General features: G+C 38.5%; 20 protein-coding genes and 1 other RNA gene. 10 read left to right on the plus strand and 11 right to left on the minus strand.

Annotated features, from left to right (window positions below; genetic code table 11):
• Positions 1 to 37: 37 nt before the first annotated feature.
• Together AX762_RS00410 and AX762_RS00415 are read right to left on the minus strand one after the other, a co-directional pair.
• Positions 38 to 982 (minus strand): thymidylate synthase, encoded by a 945-nt coding sequence (locus AX762_RS00410; RefSeq protein WP_071847221.1) that lies wholly within the window; start codon positions 980 to 982, stop codon positions 38 to 40.
• Between the two features lie 7 nt (positions 983 to 989).
• Positions 990 to 2,891, minus strand: a complete 1,902-nt coding sequence (locus AX762_RS00415; protein ID WP_071847222.1) for an ABC-F family ATP-binding cassette domain-containing protein — start codon at positions 2,889 to 2,891, stop codon at positions 990 to 992.
• Positions 2,892 to 3,054: 163 nt separating this feature from the next.
• Here AX762_RS00415 and AX762_RS00420 point away from each other — a divergent pair, with 163 nt between their 5' ends.
• Both AX762_RS00420 and AX762_RS00425 read left to right on the plus strand, forming a co-directional pair.
• Positions 3,055 to 3,276, plus strand: a complete 222-nt coding sequence (locus tag AX762_RS00420) for a cold-shock protein (protein WP_071847223.1) — start codon at positions 3,055 to 3,057, stop codon at positions 3,274 to 3,276.
• 65 nt (positions 3,277 to 3,341) lie between these two features.
• Entirely contained in the window at positions 3,342 to 3,752 is a 411-nt protein-coding gene (locus tag AX762_RS00425; protein ID WP_071847224.1) for a ribonuclease HI family protein, read from the plus strand.
• A gap of 32 nt (positions 3,753 to 3,784) precedes the next feature.
• Here AX762_RS00425 and AX762_RS00430 read toward each other — a convergent pair whose 3' ends face one another.
• Complete coding sequence (locus tag AX762_RS00430; RefSeq protein ID WP_071847225.1) at positions 3,785 to 4,759, minus strand: diaminopimelate dehydrogenase; 975 nt, start codon at positions 4,757 to 4,759, stop codon at positions 3,785 to 3,787.
• A gap of 48 nt (positions 4,760 to 4,807) precedes the next feature.
• Entirely contained in the window at positions 4,808 to 6,316 is a 1,509-nt protein-coding gene (locus tag AX762_RS00435) for a DUF1846 domain-containing protein (RefSeq protein WP_071847226.1), read from the minus strand.
• A 484-nt stretch (positions 6,317 to 6,800) separates the two neighbouring features.
• Between AX762_RS00435 and AX762_RS00440 the strand changes: the two genes are divergently transcribed.
• Positions 6,801 to 7,460 carry a DNA alkylation repair protein gene (locus tag AX762_RS00440; protein WP_071847227.1) on the plus strand — a complete coding sequence of 220 codons (660 nt, stop codon included), beginning with the start codon at positions 6,801 to 6,803 and terminating at the stop codon, positions 7,458 to 7,460.
• Between the two features lie 797 nt (positions 7,461 to 8,257).
• Positions 8,258 to 8,860, plus strand: a complete 603-nt coding sequence (locus AX762_RS00445) for a hypothetical protein (RefSeq protein ID WP_071847228.1) — start codon at positions 8,258 to 8,260, stop codon at positions 8,858 to 8,860.
• A gap of 213 nt (positions 8,861 to 9,073) precedes the next feature.
• Here the strand turns inward: AX762_RS00445 and AX762_RS00450 are convergent, their stop codons facing one another.
• A complete protein-coding gene (locus AX762_RS00450) occupies positions 9,074 to 9,601 on the minus strand; it encodes a mechanosensitive ion channel family protein (protein ID WP_218162438.1) in 528 nt (175 codons plus the stop codon).
• On the minus strand, positions 9,589 to 9,768 hold the full coding sequence (locus AX762_RS12890; RefSeq protein ID WP_218162439.1) for a hypothetical protein: 180 nt from the start codon (positions 9,766 to 9,768) through the stop codon (positions 9,589 to 9,591). Before AX762_RS12890 ends, AX762_RS00450 begins: the two co-directional genes overlap by 13 nt.
• A 328-nt stretch (positions 9,769 to 10,096) precedes the next feature.
• On the opposite strand from AX762_RS12890, the gene AX762_RS00455 reads away from it, so the two are divergent.
• Both AX762_RS00455 and AX762_RS00460 read left to right on the plus strand, forming a co-directional pair.
• Positions 10,097 to 11,488, plus strand: coding sequence for an L-cystine transporter (locus AX762_RS00455; protein ID WP_071847229.1), 1,392 nt, complete (start codon positions 10,097 to 10,099; stop codon positions 11,486 to 11,488).
• Positions 11,489 to 11,795: 307 nt separating this feature from the next.
• On the plus strand, positions 11,796 to 13,112 hold the full coding sequence (locus tag AX762_RS00460; protein ID WP_071847230.1) for a Na+/H+ antiporter family protein: 1,317 nt from the start codon (positions 11,796 to 11,798) through the stop codon (positions 13,110 to 13,112).
• 160 nt (positions 13,113 to 13,272) lie between these two features.
• Here the strand turns inward: AX762_RS00460 and AX762_RS00465 are convergent, their stop codons facing one another.
• Positions 13,273 to 13,461 carry a hypothetical protein gene (locus AX762_RS00465; RefSeq protein WP_071847231.1) on the minus strand — a complete coding sequence of 63 codons (189 nt, stop codon included), beginning with the start codon at positions 13,459 to 13,461 and terminating at the stop codon, positions 13,273 to 13,275.
• Between the two features lie 237 nt (positions 13,462 to 13,698).
• On the opposite strand from AX762_RS00465, the gene AX762_RS00470 reads away from it, so the two are divergent.
• Complete coding sequence (locus tag AX762_RS00470) at positions 13,699 to 14,598, plus strand: glycine betaine ABC transporter substrate-binding protein (RefSeq protein ID WP_143139245.1); 900 nt, start codon at positions 13,699 to 13,701, stop codon at positions 14,596 to 14,598.
• Between the two features lie 144 nt (positions 14,599 to 14,742).
• Here the strand turns inward: AX762_RS00470 and AX762_RS00475 are convergent, their stop codons facing one another.
• From AX762_RS00475 to gpsB, 3 genes are all read right to left on the minus strand, one after another.
• Complete coding sequence (locus AX762_RS00475; protein ID WP_071847232.1) at positions 14,743 to 15,876, minus strand: class I SAM-dependent RNA methyltransferase; 1,134 nt, start codon at positions 15,874 to 15,876, stop codon at positions 14,743 to 14,745.
• 97 nt (positions 15,877 to 15,973) lie between these two features.
• Positions 15,974 to 16,346: RNase P RNA component class B (gene rnpB / locus AX762_RS00480), an RNA gene on the minus strand.
• A gap of 14 nt (positions 16,347 to 16,360) precedes the next feature.
• Positions 16,361 to 16,675: a cell division regulator GpsB gene (gene gpsB, locus AX762_RS00485; RefSeq protein WP_071847233.1), complete on the minus strand. Its 315-nt coding sequence runs from the start codon at positions 16,673 to 16,675 to the stop codon at positions 16,361 to 16,363.
• Positions 16,676 to 17,196: 521 nt separating this feature from the next.
• Here gpsB and AX762_RS00490 point away from each other — a divergent pair.
• Positions 17,197 to 17,466 carry a bacteriocin immunity protein gene (locus AX762_RS00490; protein ID WP_071847234.1) on the plus strand — a complete coding sequence of 90 codons (270 nt, stop codon included), beginning with the start codon at positions 17,197 to 17,199 and terminating at the stop codon, positions 17,464 to 17,466.
• A gap of 204 nt (positions 17,467 to 17,670) precedes the next feature.
• Here AX762_RS00490 and AX762_RS00495 read toward each other — a convergent pair whose 3' ends face one another.
• Entirely contained in the window at positions 17,671 to 18,255 is a 585-nt protein-coding gene (locus AX762_RS00495; RefSeq protein ID WP_071847235.1) for a DUF1273 domain-containing protein, read from the minus strand.
• Positions 18,256 to 18,317: 62 nt separating this feature from the next.
• On the opposite strand from AX762_RS00495, the gene recU reads away from it, so the two are divergent.
• Positions 18,318 to 18,944, plus strand: coding sequence for a Holliday junction resolvase RecU (recU, locus tag AX762_RS00500; RefSeq protein WP_071847236.1), 627 nt, complete (start codon positions 18,318 to 18,320; stop codon positions 18,942 to 18,944).
• 129 nt (positions 18,945 to 19,073) lie between these two features.
• Positions 19,074 to 21,734, plus strand: a complete 2,661-nt coding sequence (locus tag AX762_RS12300; protein ID WP_177244005.1) for a transglycosylase domain-containing protein — start codon at positions 19,074 to 19,076, stop codon at positions 21,732 to 21,734.
• The last annotated feature ends 316 nt before the right edge of the window (positions 21,735 to 22,050 follow it).

Here is a 22,050-nt window from a genome sequence, read left to right on the forward strand (position 1 = left end):
AAAACTATTTAATTGTACAAGCCAATCAATCGGATTTCTATACTGCTATCGGTGCTTTTATAGCTTTATGTGGATGATAGCCGACAATTTCAATGTCATCCATATCGAAATCAAATATGCTTTTATCTTTGTTCAGTTTAATACTTGGAAATGGTTTTGGTTCTCTTGAAAGCTGTTCGTTGATTTGATCCATATGATTCAAATATAAATGTGCATCCCCTAGAGTGTGTACAAAATCTCCCACTTCCAAACCAGTTTCTTGAGCCACGAGATGTGTGAGCAATGCGTAACTTGCTATGTTGAAAGGCACACCTAAAAAGACGTCTCCACTTCGTTGATAAAGTTGGCAGCTGAGTTTATTGCCTTCAACGTAAAATTGAAATAATGTGTGACAAGGAGGTAATGCCATAGTCGGGATTTCTTCTGGATTCCAGGCTGAGACAATATGACGTCTAGAATCGGGATTCGTTTTAATCGACTCAATTACATTCTGAATTTGATCAATGAATCCGCCATCTTTCTTTTGCCAAGCACGCCACTGCGCGCCATAAACATTCCCGAGTGAACCATATTGATCAGAAAAGGCATCGTCTTCTAGTACTTTTTCTCTAAATATAGCCATTTGTTTCTTATATTCTTCTTTAAATTCCTCATCTTCTTGTGAGCGTATACCAAAGTTTGTCATATCAGGACCTTTATAATCTTCACTCTTAATATATTTTTCAAAGGCCCATTCATCCCAAATATGATTATTATTCTCTAATAGATACCGGATATTAGTATCTCCTTTTAAGAACCACAAGAGTTCACTTTTGATGAGCTTGAAAAAGACACGTTTAGTCGTCAGCAAGGGAAATCCTTTTTGTAAATCAAAACGCATCTGATGACCAAAAACCGATTTTGTTCCTGTGCCGGTTCTATCCTGTCTTTCCGTGCCTTCATCTAAAATGCGTTTAGCTAAATCGAGATATTCTTTTTCCATTTTTGCCTCACTCCTTATGCATACCCTGCTGCTCAAAATATTCCCAGCGGCTATATTTTTCTTCCAGCTGACTATTTAATCTCGTTTGCTTGTCCGTTAATTCACCAAGCTTCACATGATCCATGACGACATTTTCAATCTCAGCTTGTACTTTTTCAAGTTCTAATTCCAGTGTTTCAATTTCAGTTTCTATTGTTTCCCATTCTTTCTTTTCCATATATGTGAGTACTTTTTTTTCTTTCTTTGCTTGGCTGTTGTCTTCTAGTTTCTCAACATCTTTTTGTGGTTTTCTTTTTTTTTCTTTTTTAGTCTGATCATTCAGTTCCAAATATTCAGATAACGTGGCATAACTTTCTTCAATTTCTCCGTCACCTTTAAATACAAGCAGTTTATTGGCAATCTTGTCAATAAAATAGCGGTCATGGGAAACCGCAATAACGGCACCACTGAACTGACCAATAAACTCTTCCAATATAGTTAATGTCTGAACATCCAAGTCATTCGTTGGTTCATCCAATAGTAAAACATTGGGTTGCTGCATTAATATTTTGAGTAAATACAACCGACGTTTTTCTCCACCCGATAATTTATTGATTGGTGACCCATGCATTGAACGTTTAAACAGAAAGCGTTCGAGCAACTGTGACACACTTATAGATGAGCCATCTGAAAGTTTCACTTCTTCCGCAATCTCTCTCAAGTAAGTGATCACCCGTTTGTCTTCATCGAAATCTTCATTCAATTGTTTATAATATCCAATTTTTACAGTTTCACCAATAATAAACAGACCATCATCCAGTTGTTCTTCACCTGCAAGAATGTTTAAGAATGTTGTTTTTCCTGCACCGTTTACACCAGTAATACCTATTCTATCTGTATGTTGAATCAGTAAGTTGAACTCATTCAAAATAACTGTCTCATCCATTTTTTTTGCAGCATTTTCCATTTCCAGGACCTTTTTACCTAAACGAGTCCCCGATAACTGTAACTCTAATTCTGATTTATCTTCATATCCCTTAACTTTTTCTTCTAACTGAGAAAAGCGACCTTTTCGTGCTTCTTGTTTCGTTCCACGCCCTCTTACACCTTCACGCATCCACGCCAGTTCCTGTTTGTAAAGCTGTTTCTGTTTATGGGCGATCTGCTGGTCTGTTGTTTCTTTTTCAGCTTTCAGTTCGATGTACTGCTGATAGTTTCCAGGATACTGTTCCATTTTACCATTATCTAGTTCAACGATTTCATTTGCAACTCGGTCTAAAAAGTATCGGTCATGGGTAACCATCAGGAGTGACCCGCGGTAGCTGGCTAAATATCCTTCTAACCATTCAATCATCTGAAAATCGAGATGGTTGGTAGGTTCATCAAGAATAAGTAAATCCGGTTCTTGAATAAGCACTTGCGCTAATGCCGCTCGTTTTTGCTGTCCACCTGATAAGTCACCGACTATTTTATCACTGTCTTCTAATCCTAGTTTGTTTAATATCGCATCGGCCCGTGCGTTGACATTCCAAGCATCTTCCTGATTCATTCTTTTCTCTGCTTCTGTGAAAGCTTGCTGAACAACTGGATCTGTCGGTTCTTTGGTTAATTTTATTAAAACTTCTTCGTAGTTTTTAGCTGCTTTGATCATGGGAGAATCTCCATCAAATACAACATCAAAAATACTTTTATTCGTATCCAACTGATTTTTTTGACTCAGATAACTTATTTCAAACTCACCAGGTTTTGATATGTCTCCCACATCTGGTTTCAACTCTCCCGCAACGATGCGTAAAAAAGTCGTTTTCCCTGTACCGTTAACGCCGATCAATCCAATTCTTCGCTTTTCTTTTATCGAATAGTATACGTCCTCAAACAAGGTTTTCATACCATACGAATGTGTTAAATGTTCGATTTTCCATTCTTTCATAAATAATTGCTCCTCAACATTAGATTCTTACTTATTCTAGCACACTCAGTACTGCTTTTTAACTTAAACTTCGTTTAACCTCTATGATTGACTATGAAACCGTTATCCTTTATACTGAAAGCGTTAGATAACTATACTTAAGGATTCATTAGGGGGTAAAACGATGACTACAGGTACTGTTAAATGGTTTGACAATCAAAAGGGTTATGGTTTTTTAGAATATAACGATGAAGATGATGTTTTTGTTCATTTCACGGGTATTAACATGGATGGATATAAAGCTTTAAATGAAGGCCAAACAGTAGAATTTGAAATAGTGGAGGGATCACGCGGTCCTCAAGCTACCAATGTCAGTGTCGTTGAAACGGCTAATGAAGATATCTAATAACTAGTAAAGTCAGCTCTCGTTTGGGGCTGCCTTTTTCTGTTTATTTTATGGAGCGGGTCAAAATGTTGAAAATTTATAGTGATGCGGCAGTATCACCGAAAGAAAAAATAGCAGGAGCCGGGCTCGTGATTGTTGGAGAAGATCTATACGAACAATTATCCATCCCTCTCTCATCGATCAAAGACAACCATCTAGCAGAATTGATAGCTTTCTCTCATGCTGTCAATTGGCCCATTGAACAACAACGGACCGACGAGTGGACGATTTTTCACACAGATAGTCAGCTGGTCGCCGAAGCAATCGAAAAAAACCATATCAAAAATAGCCTTTACGTAGAAGTCTTTCAATCGATTATGGCTTCACTTGCTCATTTGTCTTTTTACGAGATAAAATGGATTCCTGAAAAAGAAAATAAAGGTGCCGATAATCTGGCCAAACAGGCTTTGGCCAAACAAAGAAAAAGTAGAAAGTGAAGAAGTTGCCCTCTTCCCTTTCCGCTTTTTTTTTAGAGCAATTCTTTTCTTAAATCTTCAGCACTTTTTGGTGAGAGATATGATGGTGCGATATCAAAGACGGTTTTTGCTCCGAATCGCTTTTCACGTGCTAACTTGCCAGCGGCACGCGCATAAGCAATCGCCACGGCAGCCGTGAATTCTGGGTTTGAATCTAAATCCAAACCAAACTGATAGATAGCAGTGGCTGATTCTGACGTTTTCCCTTGTCTCATAACCGTTCCTCCATGAGGCATGCCAGTATGTTCTTTGTCAAAAGTTGCTTGATCGATCACGTTGACTTCTGTTTCATAACCGTCAAAATAATCAGGCATTGTGACGATCGTTTCTTTCACCTTGCTTTCGTCTGCTCCCTCTTCTAAAACAAGATAAACTACACGTTTATGCGCAGACACCTTGTTATAGTCAACTCCTTCTTTATTTTTAACTGCATCAACCAGTTCTTCTCTTGGTAAGGTATATTGTACAGCATTTTTAACCCCTGTAACACGTCTGACTGCATCGCTATGTCCCTGGCTTAACCCTGGACCCCAGAAAGTATACGTTTCACCTTTTGGTAATATCGATTCAGCGAATAGACGATTGAGTGAAAACAAGCCTGGATCCCAACCAGTCGAAAGAACAGCGACTGTGTTGTTTTCTTTAGCAATCTTATCAAGTTTATTGAAGTGGTTTGGAATTTCATTGTGATTATCATAGGTGTCAACGGTGTTGAATGACTTTGCCAGTTCCGGCGCTTGAACGGGTATATCCTTCTGTGAACCACCACATAATATCAAGACATCCAGTTTGTCTTTAAATGCAGCTAGCTCATTCATATGATACGCTGGTGATGATGTCTCTAACTGCTCAGGCTGACGTCTGGAAAAAATACCTACCAATTCTAAATCGTCTGAGTTCTTCAGCCCGGTTTCGACCCCTCTGCCTAAATTACCATAGCCGACTATTCCAATTTTTGTTGTGTTCATCGAATCACTCGCTTTCCGTTTTTTAATTATCCTTCGATAATCATGATATTAATCATAATATAAATTTCCAGTTGCATATACTGGATCGTTTGTAATATCCATCCCAAGCATTTTTAGGGTTTGTTCATTTTCATGATTCATAATAACCGTTGAATGAGCTTGGGCATCTTTCAAATGAGTCAATTGTTTGTAAGCAAGATGAGCTGTCGGATTGGTCACGGCACTTATAGCTAAAGCAATGAGCAGTTCGTTAGCTGATAAAGTTGGTACTTTACTATTCAGTTCGTCTGTTTTCAAACGTTGAATCGTCTCTAAAATCATGGGGGTCAGCAAGTCGATTTCATCAGCTATATTTGCCAATGATTTTAGCGCATTTAACACTGCCGCTGCTGAGGCATCCATCAGTGTAGAGGTACGACCCGTAATGATTTCACCATTATTCAACTCGATTGCAATAACCGCTTGTAAATTTGAATCATCCAAAAGCTCTTCTACTTCTTTTGCATACGAACGTGCAAATCGTACAGTTGTCCGGTCCTTTTTTTTCAGGTCAGATTCTTCCAGGATCAATTGAATACGACGTAAAGTGTCTTCATCTGCCAAACCTTTTTTGAAATCATTTTCTACCGAAAACGCTCGACGAATAATTTCTTCGTTCGCTGCTTTCACTACTACTTCTTCATCGATAATTCCAGATTTCAATCGGTTAACGCCCATATCAGTTGGTGATTTATAGACAGATGGTTTGCCTGTAATTTTTTCAATGATACGTTTAATCACTGGAAACATTTCAACATCGCGGTTATAGTTAACAGCCACTTCTCCGTAAGCTTCAAAATGATAATTATCCATCATGTTTACATCTTTCAGATCAACCGTTGCTGCTTCATAAGCGATATTGACCGGGTGTTTGATAGGCATGTTCCAAACAGGAAATGTTTCAAATTTCGCGTAGCTGGCTTTATTGCCGTGAGCATATTCATGATAAAGCTGGTTTAAGCACGTAGCTAATTTCCCGCTCCCGGCGCCTGGAGCCGTAACGACCACTAAAGGTTTTGTTGTTTCAATATATTCATTTTTGGCAAATCCTTCTTCGCCGAGGATCGCATCCACATTTGTCGGATAACCTTCAATAGTATGGTGCGTATGCACGTTTATGCCACTGCGTTCCAATTTAGACATGAATATCTTTACATTAGGCTGTTCCTGGTAACGTGTGATCAAGACACTGTTGACCGGGATCCCATAGGCTCTGTATTCATCGATCAAGCGTAAAACATCACGATCATACGTAATACCATAGTCCCCACGCACTTTATTGCGCTCAATATCACCAGCGTAAACACATATGATTATTTCTGCTTTGTCTTTTAAAGTTGCCAGTAATTTCATTTTTGCATCTTCATCAAAGCCCGGCAGGACGCGTTTGGCATGTTTGTCACCAATCAACTTACCACCAAATTCTAAGTACAGTTTTTCGCTATTTTCTACCCGTTCCAATATATAGGCAGACTGTTCTTTTAAATATTTATCTGTATCAAAACCAACTTTAAACATAACCGTCCTCCTGTTTCCTTTTACAATCTCTACTATTATAACACTGATTCTTGAGAGACTGAATGACTTTTATAATTATAAAGATCGGATATATTTTAACAAGCGGAATTATTCCGGATACACTCAAAAAAAATAGAAAGCAATCGCTGAGCGATTGCTTCATTAATAGTATTGCTTTGTTTGTATTTTTGCTAATAATATGTGCTTAATCATTTGTGAAGGGCATGCTTGAGCTGATTGTGTGACCTTTGTGTGTGCTTCCACTTTGTGAAGGGCACGCTTGAGCTGATTGCTTTTGTATTCATGGTTGTTGTCAGACAAACAGTCCCTGTTTACTACCGAATAGTAGATCGAAGTAACTTTATTCCTCCAAAGAAATCTTTTCTTTCTTAAGTCTTAACCTTGGTATTATCAATTTAGCTCAGTTAGGATTTAACTATAATCATGAAAAATTAATTGATTCTTATTATAAGGAGTGGCTGACTTGAAGGGTAAAATTTTGTTGGAAGATTTAAAAAAAAATAAAGATGCCGACCATGCTGTTCATATGAAAAGATACATGCGAGACCAGTTTGATTTTTTAGGCATTCCTGCAACGAAAAGGCGTGAACTTGTACGACCTTATTTCAAAGTAGCAAAAAAGGAAGCTTTTGTTGACTGGGATTTTTTGAATACCTACTGGGAGCTGCCGTTTCGGGAGTGTCAGTATATTGCCAGTGATTACCTCTTATTGAAACAAAACCAGCTGGTTCCATCAGATGTTGGAAAAATAAAAATATTGGCACTAACAAAGCCTTGGTGGGATACGATCGATAGCTTGGATAAAGTTATTGGTGGATTAGCCACAAAGTATCCAGAACTTAATCAGATGCTTTTGGAGTGGAGCGTTGACGAGAGTATCTGGTTGAGACGCATCGCCATCAATCACCAGCGCCACCGTAAAGACCGCATGGATACAGCACTACTTGAAGAAATTATCAAAAACAATTTAGGTAGTTCTGAATTCTTTATAAACAAAGCCATCGGGTGGATATTACGAGATTATAGTAAGACAAATCCTGAATGGGTGTCTATTTTTATTGACCATTACAAGGACCAGCTCCACCCGTTAAGCATTCGTGAAGGCAGCAAGTATTTAAACTGATCATATTTACTATTGCTGAAACCCTCATCTGGTTTGTAGACCAAATGAGGGTTTTTATAAAGGCATCAATTATACGAGTTTTTCTCGTATTTCCCCATTTAATTTATCAATAATTGTTGCGAACACAATAACGATGATAATGATGATCCCAGCATCTTCCCAGTTACGTTTCGGTGGAAAAGTATCTTCAGTGGGTCTTAGTACCCAACTTTATTGCCTTATCGGTTCTTGAACCAGTTCCAGTGGCTATTACCCACTCCTATAGGGTATTCTCAGCAAACAGATTCTCTCCAGTAAGCATCAAGGAAACACACTAGTATCAACTCAGGAACTTTTTGATTGTTAGTGGAGTCCACTTTCCTTTTAAATCTTTCCAGGCAATGCGAAGAGCGCTTTTATCGAGAGAAATCAAATAGATAACGTATTCAGTTAACCTGAAATAACATAATGAATACCTCTAAATAATTATTCGAAAACAAAAAATTCGCAGTAAAAACCATAAAAATACAGTGTAGGGGCAACTTTTCAGACGCCACAATACGAGCATCGCATGTCCCAAGCAACTGAATAACTTGAAAAATGACTTGATTTTCTTGAACCAGACACTTAAAGTAAACAAGTGACTGTACCGAAATACTTGGGACAGAGGCAACAGGTACATTTCGCTTTCCCCTTTCGCCTGCCTTGCTCAGTCGGTATAACACTTCCCTCGTAAAGAAGAGGTCGCCAATTCGAAACTGTCAGTTGGCATCGTACTTAAAAAAAATAAAAATCACTGTAATCGAGAGGGAATCATCATGCCAATCGTCTATCTTATTGAAACCAACAATCAAACAGTACTTAGTCAAGGCATCCGCCTGTTCAGCCGGTATCCTTATAATCATTTGTCCATTGCCTTGGATGCATCCTTATCCGAAGTATACAGCTTTGGACGGCGCCAACCGATAAATCCGCTCATGGCTGGTTTCGCAAAAGAAGACTTCAGTCATTCTTTTTATAAAGAGTCTAGCGGTCGGGTGTATGCGATACAAGTCAGCGACCAGGAATGGCAGGTGATTCACACACACCTTCAGTCTTTTGAATTAAATCCCTTTGACTGGCATTACAATTTGCTAGGCTTGCTGCCTGCTTACTTTCAGTATTCGTGGGAACGGCCTGATCATTTCTTCTGTTCAGAATTCGTGGCAACACTCTTACAGTCCGCGGGCGTCTTGTCACCTTACAATCGTCCGAACCTGATGCACCCCAGAGATGTTATCGAATCGGTTCATCCGATCTGTGTGTATGACGGACAATTGCAACTATATCCTGGATTGATTCAATCTATATCCAGTCCCCATCCTTCCGAGCGGCGCTCCTTCAGACCGATCCGGTATGTGTATCGGCAATTCATCCATTAATTTTGATAAAAAAAGGTTGGGACAAAAGTCCCAGCCTTTTTTGCATCTCCAAATGTTGTTTTCATTAACAACGTGCTTAAAAAACAGACTCGCCGTCCACTTATTTTACGATTAATATAATCAAAGGAAACATATTAATTCTTAAATATTATGAATATCCATTTGTGGATAGGGGATAGAATTTTTTTCTCGATCAAAGGTTGTTTTGACTTCTTAAATTAAATCAAAATGGACCGCCCAGTAATTTTCTGTTTTCGTCCAAACTCTAACTGTGTATTCGACCGCGCTGTCTCCGTGTTTAGATAGACGAATAAACGGTTCTGGATCCTTTAATATCAAGATGTGTTTAGCGACGATACCATCGAGTGTTTTAAGAACATTCTGATTATCTTCTTCATAACCCACACCAAAGGTAAAATCAACACGACGTGTATCATGTACTGAATAATTCACAATCCCTGAATTCGACAAGTCTCCGTTTGGAATATAAACCATTTTGTTATCTGGTGTGATCAATTCTGTGTACAAGATTTGAATAGCTTTAACCGTTCCACCATAACCTGCTCCTTCAATATAGTCCCCTACTCTGAAAGGACGCATGGTCAGCAACAATACTCCCCCTGCCAAGTTCGACAGAGATCCCTGGAAAGCCAAACCTAACGCCAAGCCAAATGATCCCAATATAGCCACAAACGAAGCTGTTGGAATACCTAAAATGCCAATGAGACTTACAACCAGCAATATTTTAGACCTATACTTACTATTGACATCAAGAACGGTTTTAAACTTTCATCTAGCTTGGACCTGCTGATCTGACTGCCAATCAATTTAACGATTACTTTGATTACTATTAGACCGACTAGTAAAGTGATAATAGCTAGTGCGATCGGTTTTACTATTTCTACCAAAAGATTAATCCAATTTCACTCTCTCCTTTTATACTATGTACTTGAAATTCAACGACTTTTCTATCATAACATATGATTTCAGTCTTTGATAAGAAAAGTAATGTGAAAACAGATGACACATCATCCATTCCAGAGATGAATTATTAATAAAATCCTTTAATATTGTTTGCAATTCGGTTGTGCACTAGGTATTATAATAAAGTCACGTTTTAAAGTTTACAGAAGTAATCTAAACGGGTATTGATTTCGGAAAAAATCTTTATCTAGGGCCTTTAACCCTATGACGCATTTCTTTTCTAAGGAAAAGACAATTAAAGGAGAGATTTTTATGACTATTATAGGAATAGTTGGTGTGTTAATTGCCTTTGTCCTAACACTTTTCGGGTTATGGAAACTTCAACAAAAACATGTTAAGTTTTCTACACGCGTATTTATTGGGTTAGGCGCAGGAATTATTTTTGGTGGAGCTTTACAACTCTTATTTGGAACAGAAAGTAACATTACAGTTGGAGCGATGGAATGGATCAATGTCGTAGGAAACGGCTATGTAGCTTTCTTACAAATGCTAATTATGCCATTGGTTTTCGTATCTATTATTGGAGCATTTACCAAGATTCAAGGAAGCAAAGATTTAGGAAAAATCAGTTCATCTGTTTTAATCACCTTGATTGCGACCACAGCCGTTGCTGCTCTAATCGGTGTGTTAAGTATCATGGCCTTCAATTTAGATGGGGCAGAATTTGTTCAAGGCGAACAGGAAAGTGCGCGTATTGAACAATTACAGGAAAGTCAGGCCACTGTAGAAGAATCAACAATCCCTGAACAGTTGATAAACTTTATTCCACGTAACGTCTTTTCAGATCTATCTAACTCAAGAAGCACAAGTACCATTGCTGTGGTTGTTTTCTCAGCCTTTGTGGGAGTTGCCTATCTGGGTATAAAACGGAAAGATCCGGAACAAGCGGAGACTTTCAAAAACATCATTGATAGCTTGTATGCTATCGTCATGCGCATCGTCACTTTAGTTCTACGCTTATCGCCTTATGGTATATTCGCCTTGATGACTAAAGCTATTGCGACAAGCAATTTTCAAGCACTTTTGAATTTAGGACTATTCGTCATAGCGTCCTACGCAGCGATCGGTGTTATGTTTATTATTCACTTAATTATATTAGCCGGATATAAAGTCAATCCAATCACTTATGTAAAAAAAGTATGGCCTGTTCTCAGTTTCGCTTTTACTTCACGTTCAAGCGCTGGAACTTTGCCTTTAAATATTGAAACGCAAACAAAAGTACTAGGTGTCGATCATGCTTCTGCTAACTTTGCCGGAACATTTGGATTATCTATTGGTCAAAATGGTTGTGCAGGAATTTTTCCAGCTACACTTGTAGCTATTATTGCGCCAACGGTGGGTATCGACATCACCAATCCAATGTATATCCTGACAATTATGGCTGTTGTTGCAATTAGTTCGTTCGGTGTTGCCGGTGTGGGGGGCGGTGCTACATTTGCTGCTTTGATTGTTTTAGGCTCACTTGGCCTCCCTATTTCAATCGTCGGTTTAGTCATCTCAGTTGAACCGATCATTGATATGGCCAGAACCTTCTTAAATGTAAATGACAGTATTGTGGCCGGCATTATTTCATCTAAAACCATCAATCAGTTTGATGAATCGATGATGAACGACAAAAAGCTTGTGCTGCAAGTAGAAATTTAGATTTTATTTAATTAAAAAGTAGGTATCAATAAGTTTATACCTGCTTTTTATACGTAATAATCCACTATCAGGTGTCCGTTAATATTTTTATTTGATTGGTCGAAACGTCCTCCGTTAATTTGATATAAGAAACCAGAATTCTGGTTTCTGTATTTAAATCATCAGAAATGAATTTTTGAGGACAATTAGTTTCTTATAATCTTTATTGATTTTTACATTACTGTATTTTCTTTTAGCCACTCAATATAAAGTATGGTACTATTATTGAATCATTAATATGATATTATTTTAAAAAAGGAGTGAGAATTTGTTATTAAACCCTGTTATAATCTCAGTTTTTGTCATGGTGTCATTATCCCTGCTGAGACTTAATGTATTACTTGCTTTAATTATCGCCGCTTTAGTAGGCGGAATAGCTGCAGATATGAGCTTAATGGAAACCATGGAAGTCCTCCTTGGTGGTATGGGAGGGAATGCAGAAACAGCACTCAATTATATTTTGTTAGGCGCACTAGCTGCGGCGATTCAAAAAACTGGTGCTGCAACCATCATCACTCAGAAACTATCTAAAAGCATGAAAGGGACGGGGAAATCTCTAGTCTTCATTATTGCATTTATCAGTATTTTTTCTCAGAATTTGATTCCGGTGCATATTGCATTTATTCCGATCTTGATTCCCCCACTGATTATGGTAATGAACAAACTGAAAATTGACAGAAGAGCTGTCGCCTCTGCTTTAACTTTCGGATTAAAAGCACCGTATGTTGCTCTTCCGGTCGGTTTCGGCTTGATTTTCCATAATATTATTCGTGATGAGATGGCTTCAAGCGGATTAGAACTTGTAGATGGTGAAGTATGGCACGTCATGTGGATTCCTGGCCTTGCCATGGTCGTAGGCCTTTTGGTAGCTGTTTTGATTACATACCGAAAACCCCGTGAATATAAGGATAGTGAAGAATCCGGGTTCAAGTTTGGATTTAAGCACTTGGAGTCAGAAGAAGTTACGTTTAATAAAGACCATGCTTTCGCCATAGCCGGTGCGGTAGCCGCCTTGATCGTTCAGTTAACGGTAGGCTCTTTAGTCTTAGGCGCAATACTGGGCTTATTCATTATGCTTGTCGGCGGAGCTATTAGATGGTCCAGTATCGACGGTATGATGAAAAGTGGCATCAACATGATGGGCTTTATTGCCTTTGTCATGCTCGTAGCCTCAGGTTACGCAGATGTCATTCGATCCACAGGTGGTGTAGAGACACTCGTTGAATCAGTCGTAGGGGCAATTGGTGGTAATCAGCTAGTTGCCGCTACCGGTATGATCGTCTTAGGATTACTGATTACCATGGGTATCGGTACTTCTTTCGGGACTATCCCTATTATTGCTGCCATTTACGTTCCTCTGGCATTAGAACTAGGATTCAGCCCAATGGCAACAGTGCTATTAATTGGTTCTGCGGCGGCATTGGGTGACGCTGGTTCTCCAGCATCTGACAGTACGCTCGGCCCTTCTGCCGGTCTCAGTGTTGACGGACAGCATGATCATATCTGGGACACGTGTGTACCAACCTTTTTGCACTATAATATTCCCATAATGATATTTGGTATTATCGGAGCGCTTATTTTATAATTTGACATCTATTTAAATTGTTATTAGCTAAAATCGATGTTTATAACACAGCAAAAAAAGCTCCAGAAGACTTGTATAAAAGTCTTCTCGAGCTTTTTACGTTATATTCACCCATCATCATAAGTACTATGACTCTTTTTCACTACTCTGTCTCCAAAGACTAATCGCTATTTTTCTCTACATATATTCTAAAAGCCGCTTGAGAAATAAAACCAATCACTAACACAAAAAATAAATGAAAAGTAAAAGACACGTTACCTGATGTATTCAACAACACAAAAGCATAAATGCTTACAGGTAGAAAACTGACTAAAATATATTTCAGTACATCTTTTTGTTTACTCTTCATTTCAATCACTCCAGAATAAAACTTAATTATTTATGTATTATGTACAATCACTAGTTCAATAGTTCACTGTATAATTAAGTATATACCAAACAATAAACCGGACACAATACTTTTATCCCTTAATCTTTGGATTTGAGCATAATAGCCAACTATGCTATTGCGTATCAGATTTTATATATTACCTCTTCTATGATATCATGGTAAAGTTGTATTTCTATTAATCTTAGGAGGAGAAAAATGATAAAATTTACAGTATCAAAAACTGCGGTGCTACTTTCTATACCGATTTTACTTTCTGCTTGTGGAGAAAACGATAGTAATAGTTCTCAGGAAGAAAATGTCGGAGAAGCTTTAGAATATACGATTACAGGTATAGAACCCGGATCAGGCACGGCCGAAATAGCCCGTAAGGCCCTTGAAGAATATGACAACTTAAACGGATGGGATATTCAGGAGAGTTCTACTGCCGGCATGTTGACTGAATTAGGTCAGGCAATCGATAACGAGGAGCCAATCGTTGTGACTGGATGGACTCCTCATTATATGTTTGAATTATATGACCTAAAAATGCTAGAAGACCCTCTTAACGTTTTCGGAGGTGAAGAAGGCATCAACACGTTAACACGTACCGGCCTTGAAGAAGATATGCCTGAAGCTTTTGAAATACTTGATCGATTTGAATGGAATACAGAACATATGCAGGAAGTCATGCTCGAAGCTTTGGAAAGAGACTTTGAGGACGTTACTACGGAATGGGTAGATAATAATCGCGACTTAGTAGATGAATGGACGGAAGGTATAGACGATGTCGATGGCACTCCATTTGAATTAGGCTCAATTCCATGGGATACCGAACGTTCTTCTGCTAATGTCCTAGCACGTGTCTTAGAAGAAAAAGGATATGATGTCACTATCACTAATTTGGATCCGGCGGTTATTTACCAAGCTTTAAACCTAGGCGAAGTCGATGCCACAGCAGGAGCATGGCTGCCTACAACGGCAGGTGCTTTTATGGAAACATACGGTGAGAACATTGTTGATTTAGGACCTAACTTAACAGGTACAGTCATAGGTTATGTCGTTCCGACTTACATGGAAGATATCAACTCAATCGAAGACTTACCTGCTAAAGACTAATTGAAACGTATTTCAACATTAATAAAAGAGCACAATGACCCTTAAGACAAGGGTCATTGTGCTCTTTTGTTGTTTAGTTTCCAACACTTAAAATGTTTTAACTGAATTAGAAAGGCAGGCTAGAAAACCAGTTTTTTTTATTTTCTATTTTCTAGATGGACGCTTGCCCCAATATTGGAAGTAATCCGTACGGATGTATCCGTTATAAAGTTTACGTTTTTTAGTTGCTCTTTTTCCGTAATGTTCTTCGAAGTCCAAGTCACTTGTAATAATGTATTTGCTCCATGTTTCAAGCGGTTTAAACGTTTCTCCCATTTCACGGTATAATTTGTAGACGTCTTCTGGATCTCCCAGTCGTTCGCCATAAGGTGGGTTGGAGATAATAACGCCGAATTCTTTGTCTGTCTTAAGATCCGCCAGTTGCATTTGCTTGAATTTAACACTATGCGAAAGTCCTGCTTCTAATGCATTCGCTTTGGCGATTTCAATCATGTCGCCATCGATATCTGTTCCCAGAATATCCAGTTCGACGTCATAATTTGCCTGATCTTCTGCATCCTGACGTACTTTTTGCCATAATTCTTTAGGCATCCAGTCCCAGTCTTCACATAAGAATGTGCGGTTAAATCCTGGTGCGATATTGTGTCCAATAAGTGCTGCTTCTATTGGAATCGTTCCAGAACCACACGTTGGATCAATAAACGGACGGTCTTTACGCCAAGTTGTCAATAGCACCAGTGCAGCAGCCATATTTTCTTTTATTGGCGCCCCACCTTTTTCTTTACGGTAGCCGCGTTTAAACAAGCTAGGTCCGGTGGTATCGATAGTGAGTAACACTTTATCATTTCTGATGGCCACTTCAATAGGAAACTTCGCTCCTGTTTCGGGCAGCATGCCTCTTCTATGGTACACATCTTTGATTTTTTCAGCTATCGCTTTGTTCACAATACGCTGAACATCCGGTACACTGTATAATGTTGATTTTATCGACTTACCGCTGACTGGAAAAGCCGCGTCCATGGATAAATAGTCATCCCATGGCAGAGCTTTGGTTTGTTCGAACAAGTCGTCAAACGTTTTGGCCTCAAATTCACCAACAATAATCTTCACACGGTCAGCTGTACGCAGCCATAAGTTGGTTTTTGCGATATCTTCTTTGCCGCCTTCAAATCTTGCACGTCCGTTTTCAACTTGGACATCGTATCCTAATTTTTTCAGTTCATCTCCAACAAGGGCTTCGATCCCACTTGCGGCTGTAGCGAGTAATTTATAGGTCATTCAATTGCCACCTCTCTTATTCTAATAGTATGGATGAGACACTGCTTACGTAAAGAAATCCTCTCTAAAAAAGAGAGGATTTCACCACTATGTACATCACTGTAAGCCATGTTTTGTCTAGATAAAACGGTGAAGTCTTATCCGAGATAACCATCTGTCTGCACGAGCATTAAGCCCTGCCTCTTCTCTCTGTTCAATTCCAGGAGAAAAGTGCCCCTACCAATGTTTGGGTTGCTCACTCGAGGGGTTTACCGCGTTCCACCAAACGCGTTTCCACGTTTGCTTCGTCACTGTGGCACTTTCAAGGGTACTCAAGCATAGGTTTCCCCGTAGCTCTTTTTCCTGCCGTCATCCCATACCTGGGAGCCGCAGCTTATTGTTTCGCTGCGCACGAACACTACAAGCATCGCAGCTTGTGTGAGCATGGACTTTCCTCACAACTCTATTGAGCTGTGCGATTATCCGTGATGTACATTATTCAATTTTACTCGTCTTCTAATTTTGATCCGAAAACATGTCGTTCCAGGTTAGATAGACGTTTCAAGATATCGAAATTTGATACGTTTGATTTTGTTTGACCGGAATTCGAGCTTTGTGTGGTCATTTGTTTGGACTGTTCATCCACTTTATCAAGCAAACGGTCATTTTCAGTTTTTAACTGCTCAATCTCTTTTTGAAAAGCGTCATAGTCTTTGATCACAACATCAAGAAATTCATCGACTTCTGTTGGATCATATCCGCGCATTTTTGTTTTAAAATCTTTTTCTAAAATTTCTTTTTGGGTCAACTCTTTATTCACATCTACACCCCATCTATTCGTCTTTAATTAATTATGAAGATATTAATTGAATTCGCTTTTATAAACAACTCTTTTGCTCATATTACCATTATAACAAATATAAGCCTAAAAGTGAAGATAACCCGGTTCAATATTGTTTTATTTTAAATTTTCTCAGTGTAACATCTTATATATATACATCTACTTCATCTACGAATACATGCGTAGCAACTTTTCCAGCGCGATTATCATAACATTTCGTGAATCTATCATCTGCTAAATACACCCACTCAGGCCTTAATGAATTTTTTTAAACTACTTATCCCAAGTAATACTTAACCACTCACGATACAGGAGTGCCAGCTTTATGTTGTTAGCTTTAATGCTGGTCTCTTTTGTAAATAAATCATTCAATTTAATTCCGTAGTTTCATTTGATTTAGAATACGTGTTAGACTTTATGTAATACGTACTTTTACGAAAGAAATACATATATGAAACTACTGACTTTTAAACAATAATCACACAGAAAGGAACATACCGATGAACAAAAAAGAAAAGGTTGTTTTCGAAGCGATAAGTAAAGCTTATTCAGATGCATCCGTTCAAAACGATCCTGAATTATCTCGTTTACTACTTACATCTGCTCAATCTTTAGAAAAAGGGGAAAGTCATAAATCAATTTCAAAATACCTCCTAACACATAGCTTCAAAGCACCGAATGCTATCAACGACTTATACAATGATATAAAAAAGGAAGCAGAAAGCCATAGAGGTGCTGCCTCCATAGGAATCTGGTTAAATAATCATTAGTCATCAAGAAAATTAATGCAGGATCCAAATCTGATTTGCTGGTTGATAACCTAATTGCTGACACATCAGCACCACTCATTGTAATTTGTCCTGGAGTGCTCCCAATGACCGCCATATTGGTACCAATTACAAATAATCTGAATTTTATTAAACTTAATTATATTTCAAAAGGAAAAAGGTTAGGACAGATGTCCTAGCCTTTCATTATTGTTCTTCTTCTTCAAATTGCTCTTCTTCAAGTAGATCAGTGATGAACCACTGAAGTTCATCAAATGAGATGGTTTCTATTTTATAAGGGTGTTTTTCCTGATATTTCAAAGCCTGATCATAGAAGAATGAAACTTTACCTTCATGATCCATATCATAAAAGAGCAGGCATCCATCCGTATTTTTAACGATGAACTTCTGATTGTTCTTCAACTGGCCTGGGTTGGCGTAATCCTGATTTGAAGTGTAATTGATATAATCCGCCCGTTCGACGATTGAGTTGTAGTAAATTTGGTTGACTTCATTCCACTTACTTGAAAAGCTAGTGTAAGGTAATAATAAGGCGAGTTTCAGTTCAGGATAGTCTGCTTTTAAATCCAGTGCGACTTCTCCCATCCACAACTCCGTACCCAAGTTGCCGGATATAATGACCCATTCCATGCCTTGCTCGATATATTCAATCAATTTTCTTTTGAAGAATTTTTTTATATAATCTATTTTAGGGTCATCGGCAGAAAATATTGAAAGTTCAAAGGATCGATAGCCGCTGACGTATAAATTTTTAATAAGTTTCTCCTCCATTCTACATTCACCTGTCATTGTTTGGTAAACTAGAGTTATATTAATTTAAGGTTGTGAACACATTGACTATTCGGTATCCAAACGGAAAACTATATCATATTCATGATGACAAAAAGAAGACTGAAAATCAACCTAAGAAAAAGAAAATTTCTTACAGTAAGCGCGGGATGACCCTGGAAGAAGATTTAAACGCTACGAATGACTATTATCTTTTGAGAAAAAAAGCGGTCATTCATAAAAAACCCATTCCAATACAGGTAGTTAATGTTGATTACCCAAGACGCAGTGCGGCAAAAATTACTGAAGCATACTACCGTAGAGCATCCACAACGGATTATAACGGCGTGTATAAAGGTCACTACATTGATTTTGAAGCTAAAGAAACGCAAAATAAAACCTCTTTTCCTTTAAAAAACTTTCATGATCATCAACTGAATCATATGCAGGCCTGTTATGAGCACGGAGGCATCTGCTTTGTTGTTATCCGTTTTAGTACGCTAAACCGCGTGTTCATAATTGATTTCCCTCAACTAAATAAATGGTGGAGCGAGCAGTTTGAAGAGAAAGGAAAAAAATCTATTCCACTAAAAGTGATTGAAACAGAGGCCATTGAAATCAACTATGGCCTCTCCCCTCGTCTGCCTTATTTAGTCGTTGTTGATCGATTGATTAATAAACAAAATATTTAAAAGGTTTTTAAGAAAAGAACGACATTATTGACTCATTTATAAAAGTAGTGTAAAGTTCTTCTCTGATATACTAAAATGAAACAAACCCATTTCAATGGGTTTAAAAAGAGATTATTAAAGGAGCGTAACATGTCACAAAAAGATGAAATGTCTCGTAAAGATTATAAAAAATCATCAAAAAAAGGCACCACGCAGCAACCAAAAAAATGGTTTAAACGTATCATACTTACCTTTATAACCCTCTTTTTAATGGTCCTTGTTGCTGGCGGAGCTCTCTTCGCCTACTATGCTTCAAATGCACCTGAAATGACTGAAGAAGATTTAATGGGTACTTATTCCTCTGAATTACTAGATAAAGACGGTAATGTATTTTACACGTTAGGTGCCGAAACGCGAGAGTATGCTGAAGCTGATGAATATCCTGACGTTATGCTTGACGCGATGACAGCCATTGAAGATCAGCGTTTTTTTGATCATATAGGCATTGACCCGATTGGCATTGGACGAGCAGCTATCGGATACATTACTAACCGAGGGCAAATTGTTGGTGGGGGTAGCACCATTACCCAGCAATTAGTCAAGTTATCTGTCTTTTCTACAACAAGAGAAGATCAGACATTACAAAGAAAAGCACAAGAAGCCTGGTTAGCTATTCAAGTTGAGCGTCAATTATCAAAAGAACAGATTATCACGTTATACATGAATAAAATCCATATGGCCGGTAATGTGTATGGAATTTCCACTGCAGCTGAAGAATATTACGGCAAACAGGTCAGTGAACTGGAGATACATGAAGCAGCTCTATTTGCAGGGATGGCTCAAGCGCCTAATCGATATAGCCCTTACGTCAATCCTGAAGTAGCTAAAGATCGCCGAGATGTAGTCATCAACGTCATGCGTGACGCAGGTCATATTACCTCTGACGAAGCAGAGGCAGCTAAGGCCCTTCCTATCGAAGAAGGATTAGTTGAGCTAAGTAGTGATGATAATAATGCACTTGTGACCGATGCTTATGTGCAACTCGTTATTGATGAAGTGAGAGAAAAAACCGAGATCGATCCTGCTACGGCAGGCTTAACGATTGAAACCAATATTGATATGGAAGCTCAGCAGCGGGTTTTTGATGTCTTGAATTCAGATGAGTATGTCGACTATATTAATGAAGATGTACAGGCTGCAGTAACCCTCGTAGAAGCTGAATCAGGTAAACTGAGAGCGATTGGCGGCGGTCGAAATACAGAAGTCCTAAGAGGACAGAACCGTGCAACTCAACAGAAAAGTACAGGGTCTACTATTAAACCTTTAACGACATACGGACCTGCTATTGAGCATCTACAATACTCAACTTATCAACAAATTGAGGACGAAGAATATAGTTATCCTGATGGCACACCCCTTAGGAACTATGATGGCCAGCATAGAGGTCAAATAAGTCTACGCGAAGCACTTGTAGACTCGCGCAATATCCCGACAGCTAAAGTTTTCAATGAAGATTTAGAGACTAGTCAAGTCGAAGAATTTGTTACTAATTTAGGTGTAGATATCGAACCGATGTCCAATGAGGGCGTATTGGTTCCGCAAAATGCAATCAATGGTGTGATGACTCCGTTACAAATGGCTGCCTCTTATGCTTCGTTTGCAAACGGCGGAAATTACACTGAACCGTATACTGTTTCTAAAGTAACCACACAAGATGGACAAGAAATAGATTTATCCCCGGAAACAAATCAAGCAATGTCTGATTTCACTGCTTACATGATTACTGATATGCTTAAAAATGTTGTGGCTAACAATAACAATACTTTAGGTATTTCCAATTTATCTCATGCTGGTAAAACAGGTACGACCAATTTCACTGAAGAGAGATTAACAGAATTAGGTTATCCATCAGATGCTGTGCCAGACTCATGGTTTGTCGGTTATTCATCAACCTATTCTTTATCTGTCTGGACGGGATATGATAATAATAATGATGGTTATTTATCATTTGATGATGGCTCACGATTGCTCCCCCGTCATATATACAGAGAAGTGATGCAGTATGTTTCTGAAGGTGTAGATAACAGCGATTGGCAAATGCCTTCATCTGTTAAAGAAGTAACTGTTGAAGACGGTACTGATCCAGCTAAATTACCTGGGCCAAACACACCGGATAGTGCGCGTATTACTGAATTATTTGTTTCGGGAACTGAACCAACAGAAGCATCACTCAGTTATGGTGAAGAATTAGACGCACCAAGTGGTCTCTCTGCTGATTACGATGAAGAATCTGATGAGTTGTCCGTCACTTGGGATGACTACACATTAGAAAATGAAGACGAAGACGTTACCTATAACCTCTCTATCGGTGGTGAAACAACAACGTTAAGCGACACCGAGTATTCCGTGACTGAACCGCCTGAAGGAAACTTAACTATCACTTTATCCGTTTCAGCTTATGACACAACAGGTCCAGAAGCTTCAACTAATATCACCATTCCAGCACGTGAGGAAGATGATGATGAAGAACCTGAAGATGATGATGAAAAACCTGAAGATGATGAAGAAGAACCTGAGGAAGAACCCGAAGAAGAACCTGAAGAAGAACCCGAAGAAGAACCTGAAGAAGAACCTGAAGAAGAACCTGAAGAAGAACCTGAAGAAGAACCTGAAGAAGAACCCGAAGATGATAATAATGGTCAAAACAATCAGAATAACGAAGACGAGGATGAGGATGAAGAATCAGACCAGAATGGGAATTCTGGCAACGGTACTCCTCCTGCTAACGATGATGACGACGATGACGAATAAAAGCTAAATAAAAAAGGAAGAGATAAGCGCCTTTAGCGCTCATCTCTTCCTTTTTTATTCACTTATTCATCTTTAGATTTGAAGAACGTTTTACCTTTAGACGTACGATAACCTATAAAAATATTCCATAGACCTATAATAAGACTTATTCCACCTATGAAAGGATCTTTAAAAACAACGTATAAAGATAAGAAAAAAATAAGAATCCCCATTATAATAAAAAAATTTCCGGTTTTTTCTGTCATCTTGACGCACTCTTTCTTATTAAGTCATTATAAAAAGAAAACTCAATGCAGCTGCATTGAGTTTTTGTATT

Source organism: Alkalibacterium sp. 20 (assembly GCF_001885615.1).
GTDB lineage: Bacteria > Bacillota > Bacilli > Lactobacillales > Carnobacteriaceae_A > Alkalibacterium.

Excerpts from the sequence above, each read along its gene's own strand:
- AX762_RS00410 (WP_071847221.1), bottom strand. The coding sequence starts at position 982 with ATGGAAAAAGAATATCTCGATTTAGCTAAACGCATTTTAGATGAAGGC.
- AX762_RS00415 (WP_071847222.1), bottom strand. The coding sequence starts at position 2,891 with ATGAAAGAATGGAAAATCGAACATTTAACACATTCGTATGGTATGAAA.
- AX762_RS00420 (WP_071847223.1), top strand. The coding sequence starts at position 3,055 with ATGACTACAGGTACTGTTAAATGGTTTGACAATCAAAAGGGTTATGGT.
- AX762_RS00425 (WP_071847224.1), top strand. The coding sequence starts at position 3,342 with ATGTTGAAAATTTATAGTGATGCGGCAGTATCACCGAAAGAAAAAATA.
- AX762_RS00430 (WP_071847225.1), bottom strand. The coding sequence starts at position 4,759 with ATGAACACAACAAAAATTGGAATAGTCGGCTATGGTAATTTAGGCAGA.
- AX762_RS00435 (WP_071847226.1), bottom strand. The coding sequence starts at position 6,316 with ATGTTTAAAGTTGGTTTTGATACAGATAAATATTTAAAAGAACAGTCT.
- AX762_RS00445 (WP_071847228.1), top strand. The coding sequence starts at position 8,258 with ATGCCAATCGTCTATCTTATTGAAACCAACAATCAAACAGTACTTAGT.
- AX762_RS00455 (WP_071847229.1), top strand. The coding sequence starts at position 10,097 with ATGACTATTATAGGAATAGTTGGTGTGTTAATTGCCTTTGTCCTAACA.
- AX762_RS00465 (WP_071847231.1), bottom strand. The coding sequence starts at position 13,461 with ATGAAGAGTAAACAAAAAGATGTACTGAAATATATTTTAGTCAGTTTT.
- AX762_RS00470 (WP_143139245.1), top strand. The coding sequence starts at position 13,699 with ATGATAAAATTTACAGTATCAAAAACTGCGGTGCTACTTTCTATACCG.
- AX762_RS00475 (WP_071847232.1), bottom strand. The coding sequence starts at position 15,876 with ATGACCTATAAATTACTCGCTACAGCCGCAAGTGGGATCGAAGCCCTT.
- AX762_RS00490 (WP_071847234.1), top strand. The coding sequence starts at position 17,197 with ATGAACAAAAAAGAAAAGGTTGTTTTCGAAGCGATAAGTAAAGCTTAT.
- AX762_RS00495 (WP_071847235.1), bottom strand. The coding sequence starts at position 18,255 with ATGGAGGAGAAACTTATTAAAAATTTATACGTCAGCGGCTATCGATCC.
- AX762_RS12300 (WP_177244005.1), top strand. The coding sequence starts at position 19,074 with ATGTCACAAAAAGATGAAATGTCTCGTAAAGATTATAAAAAATCATCA.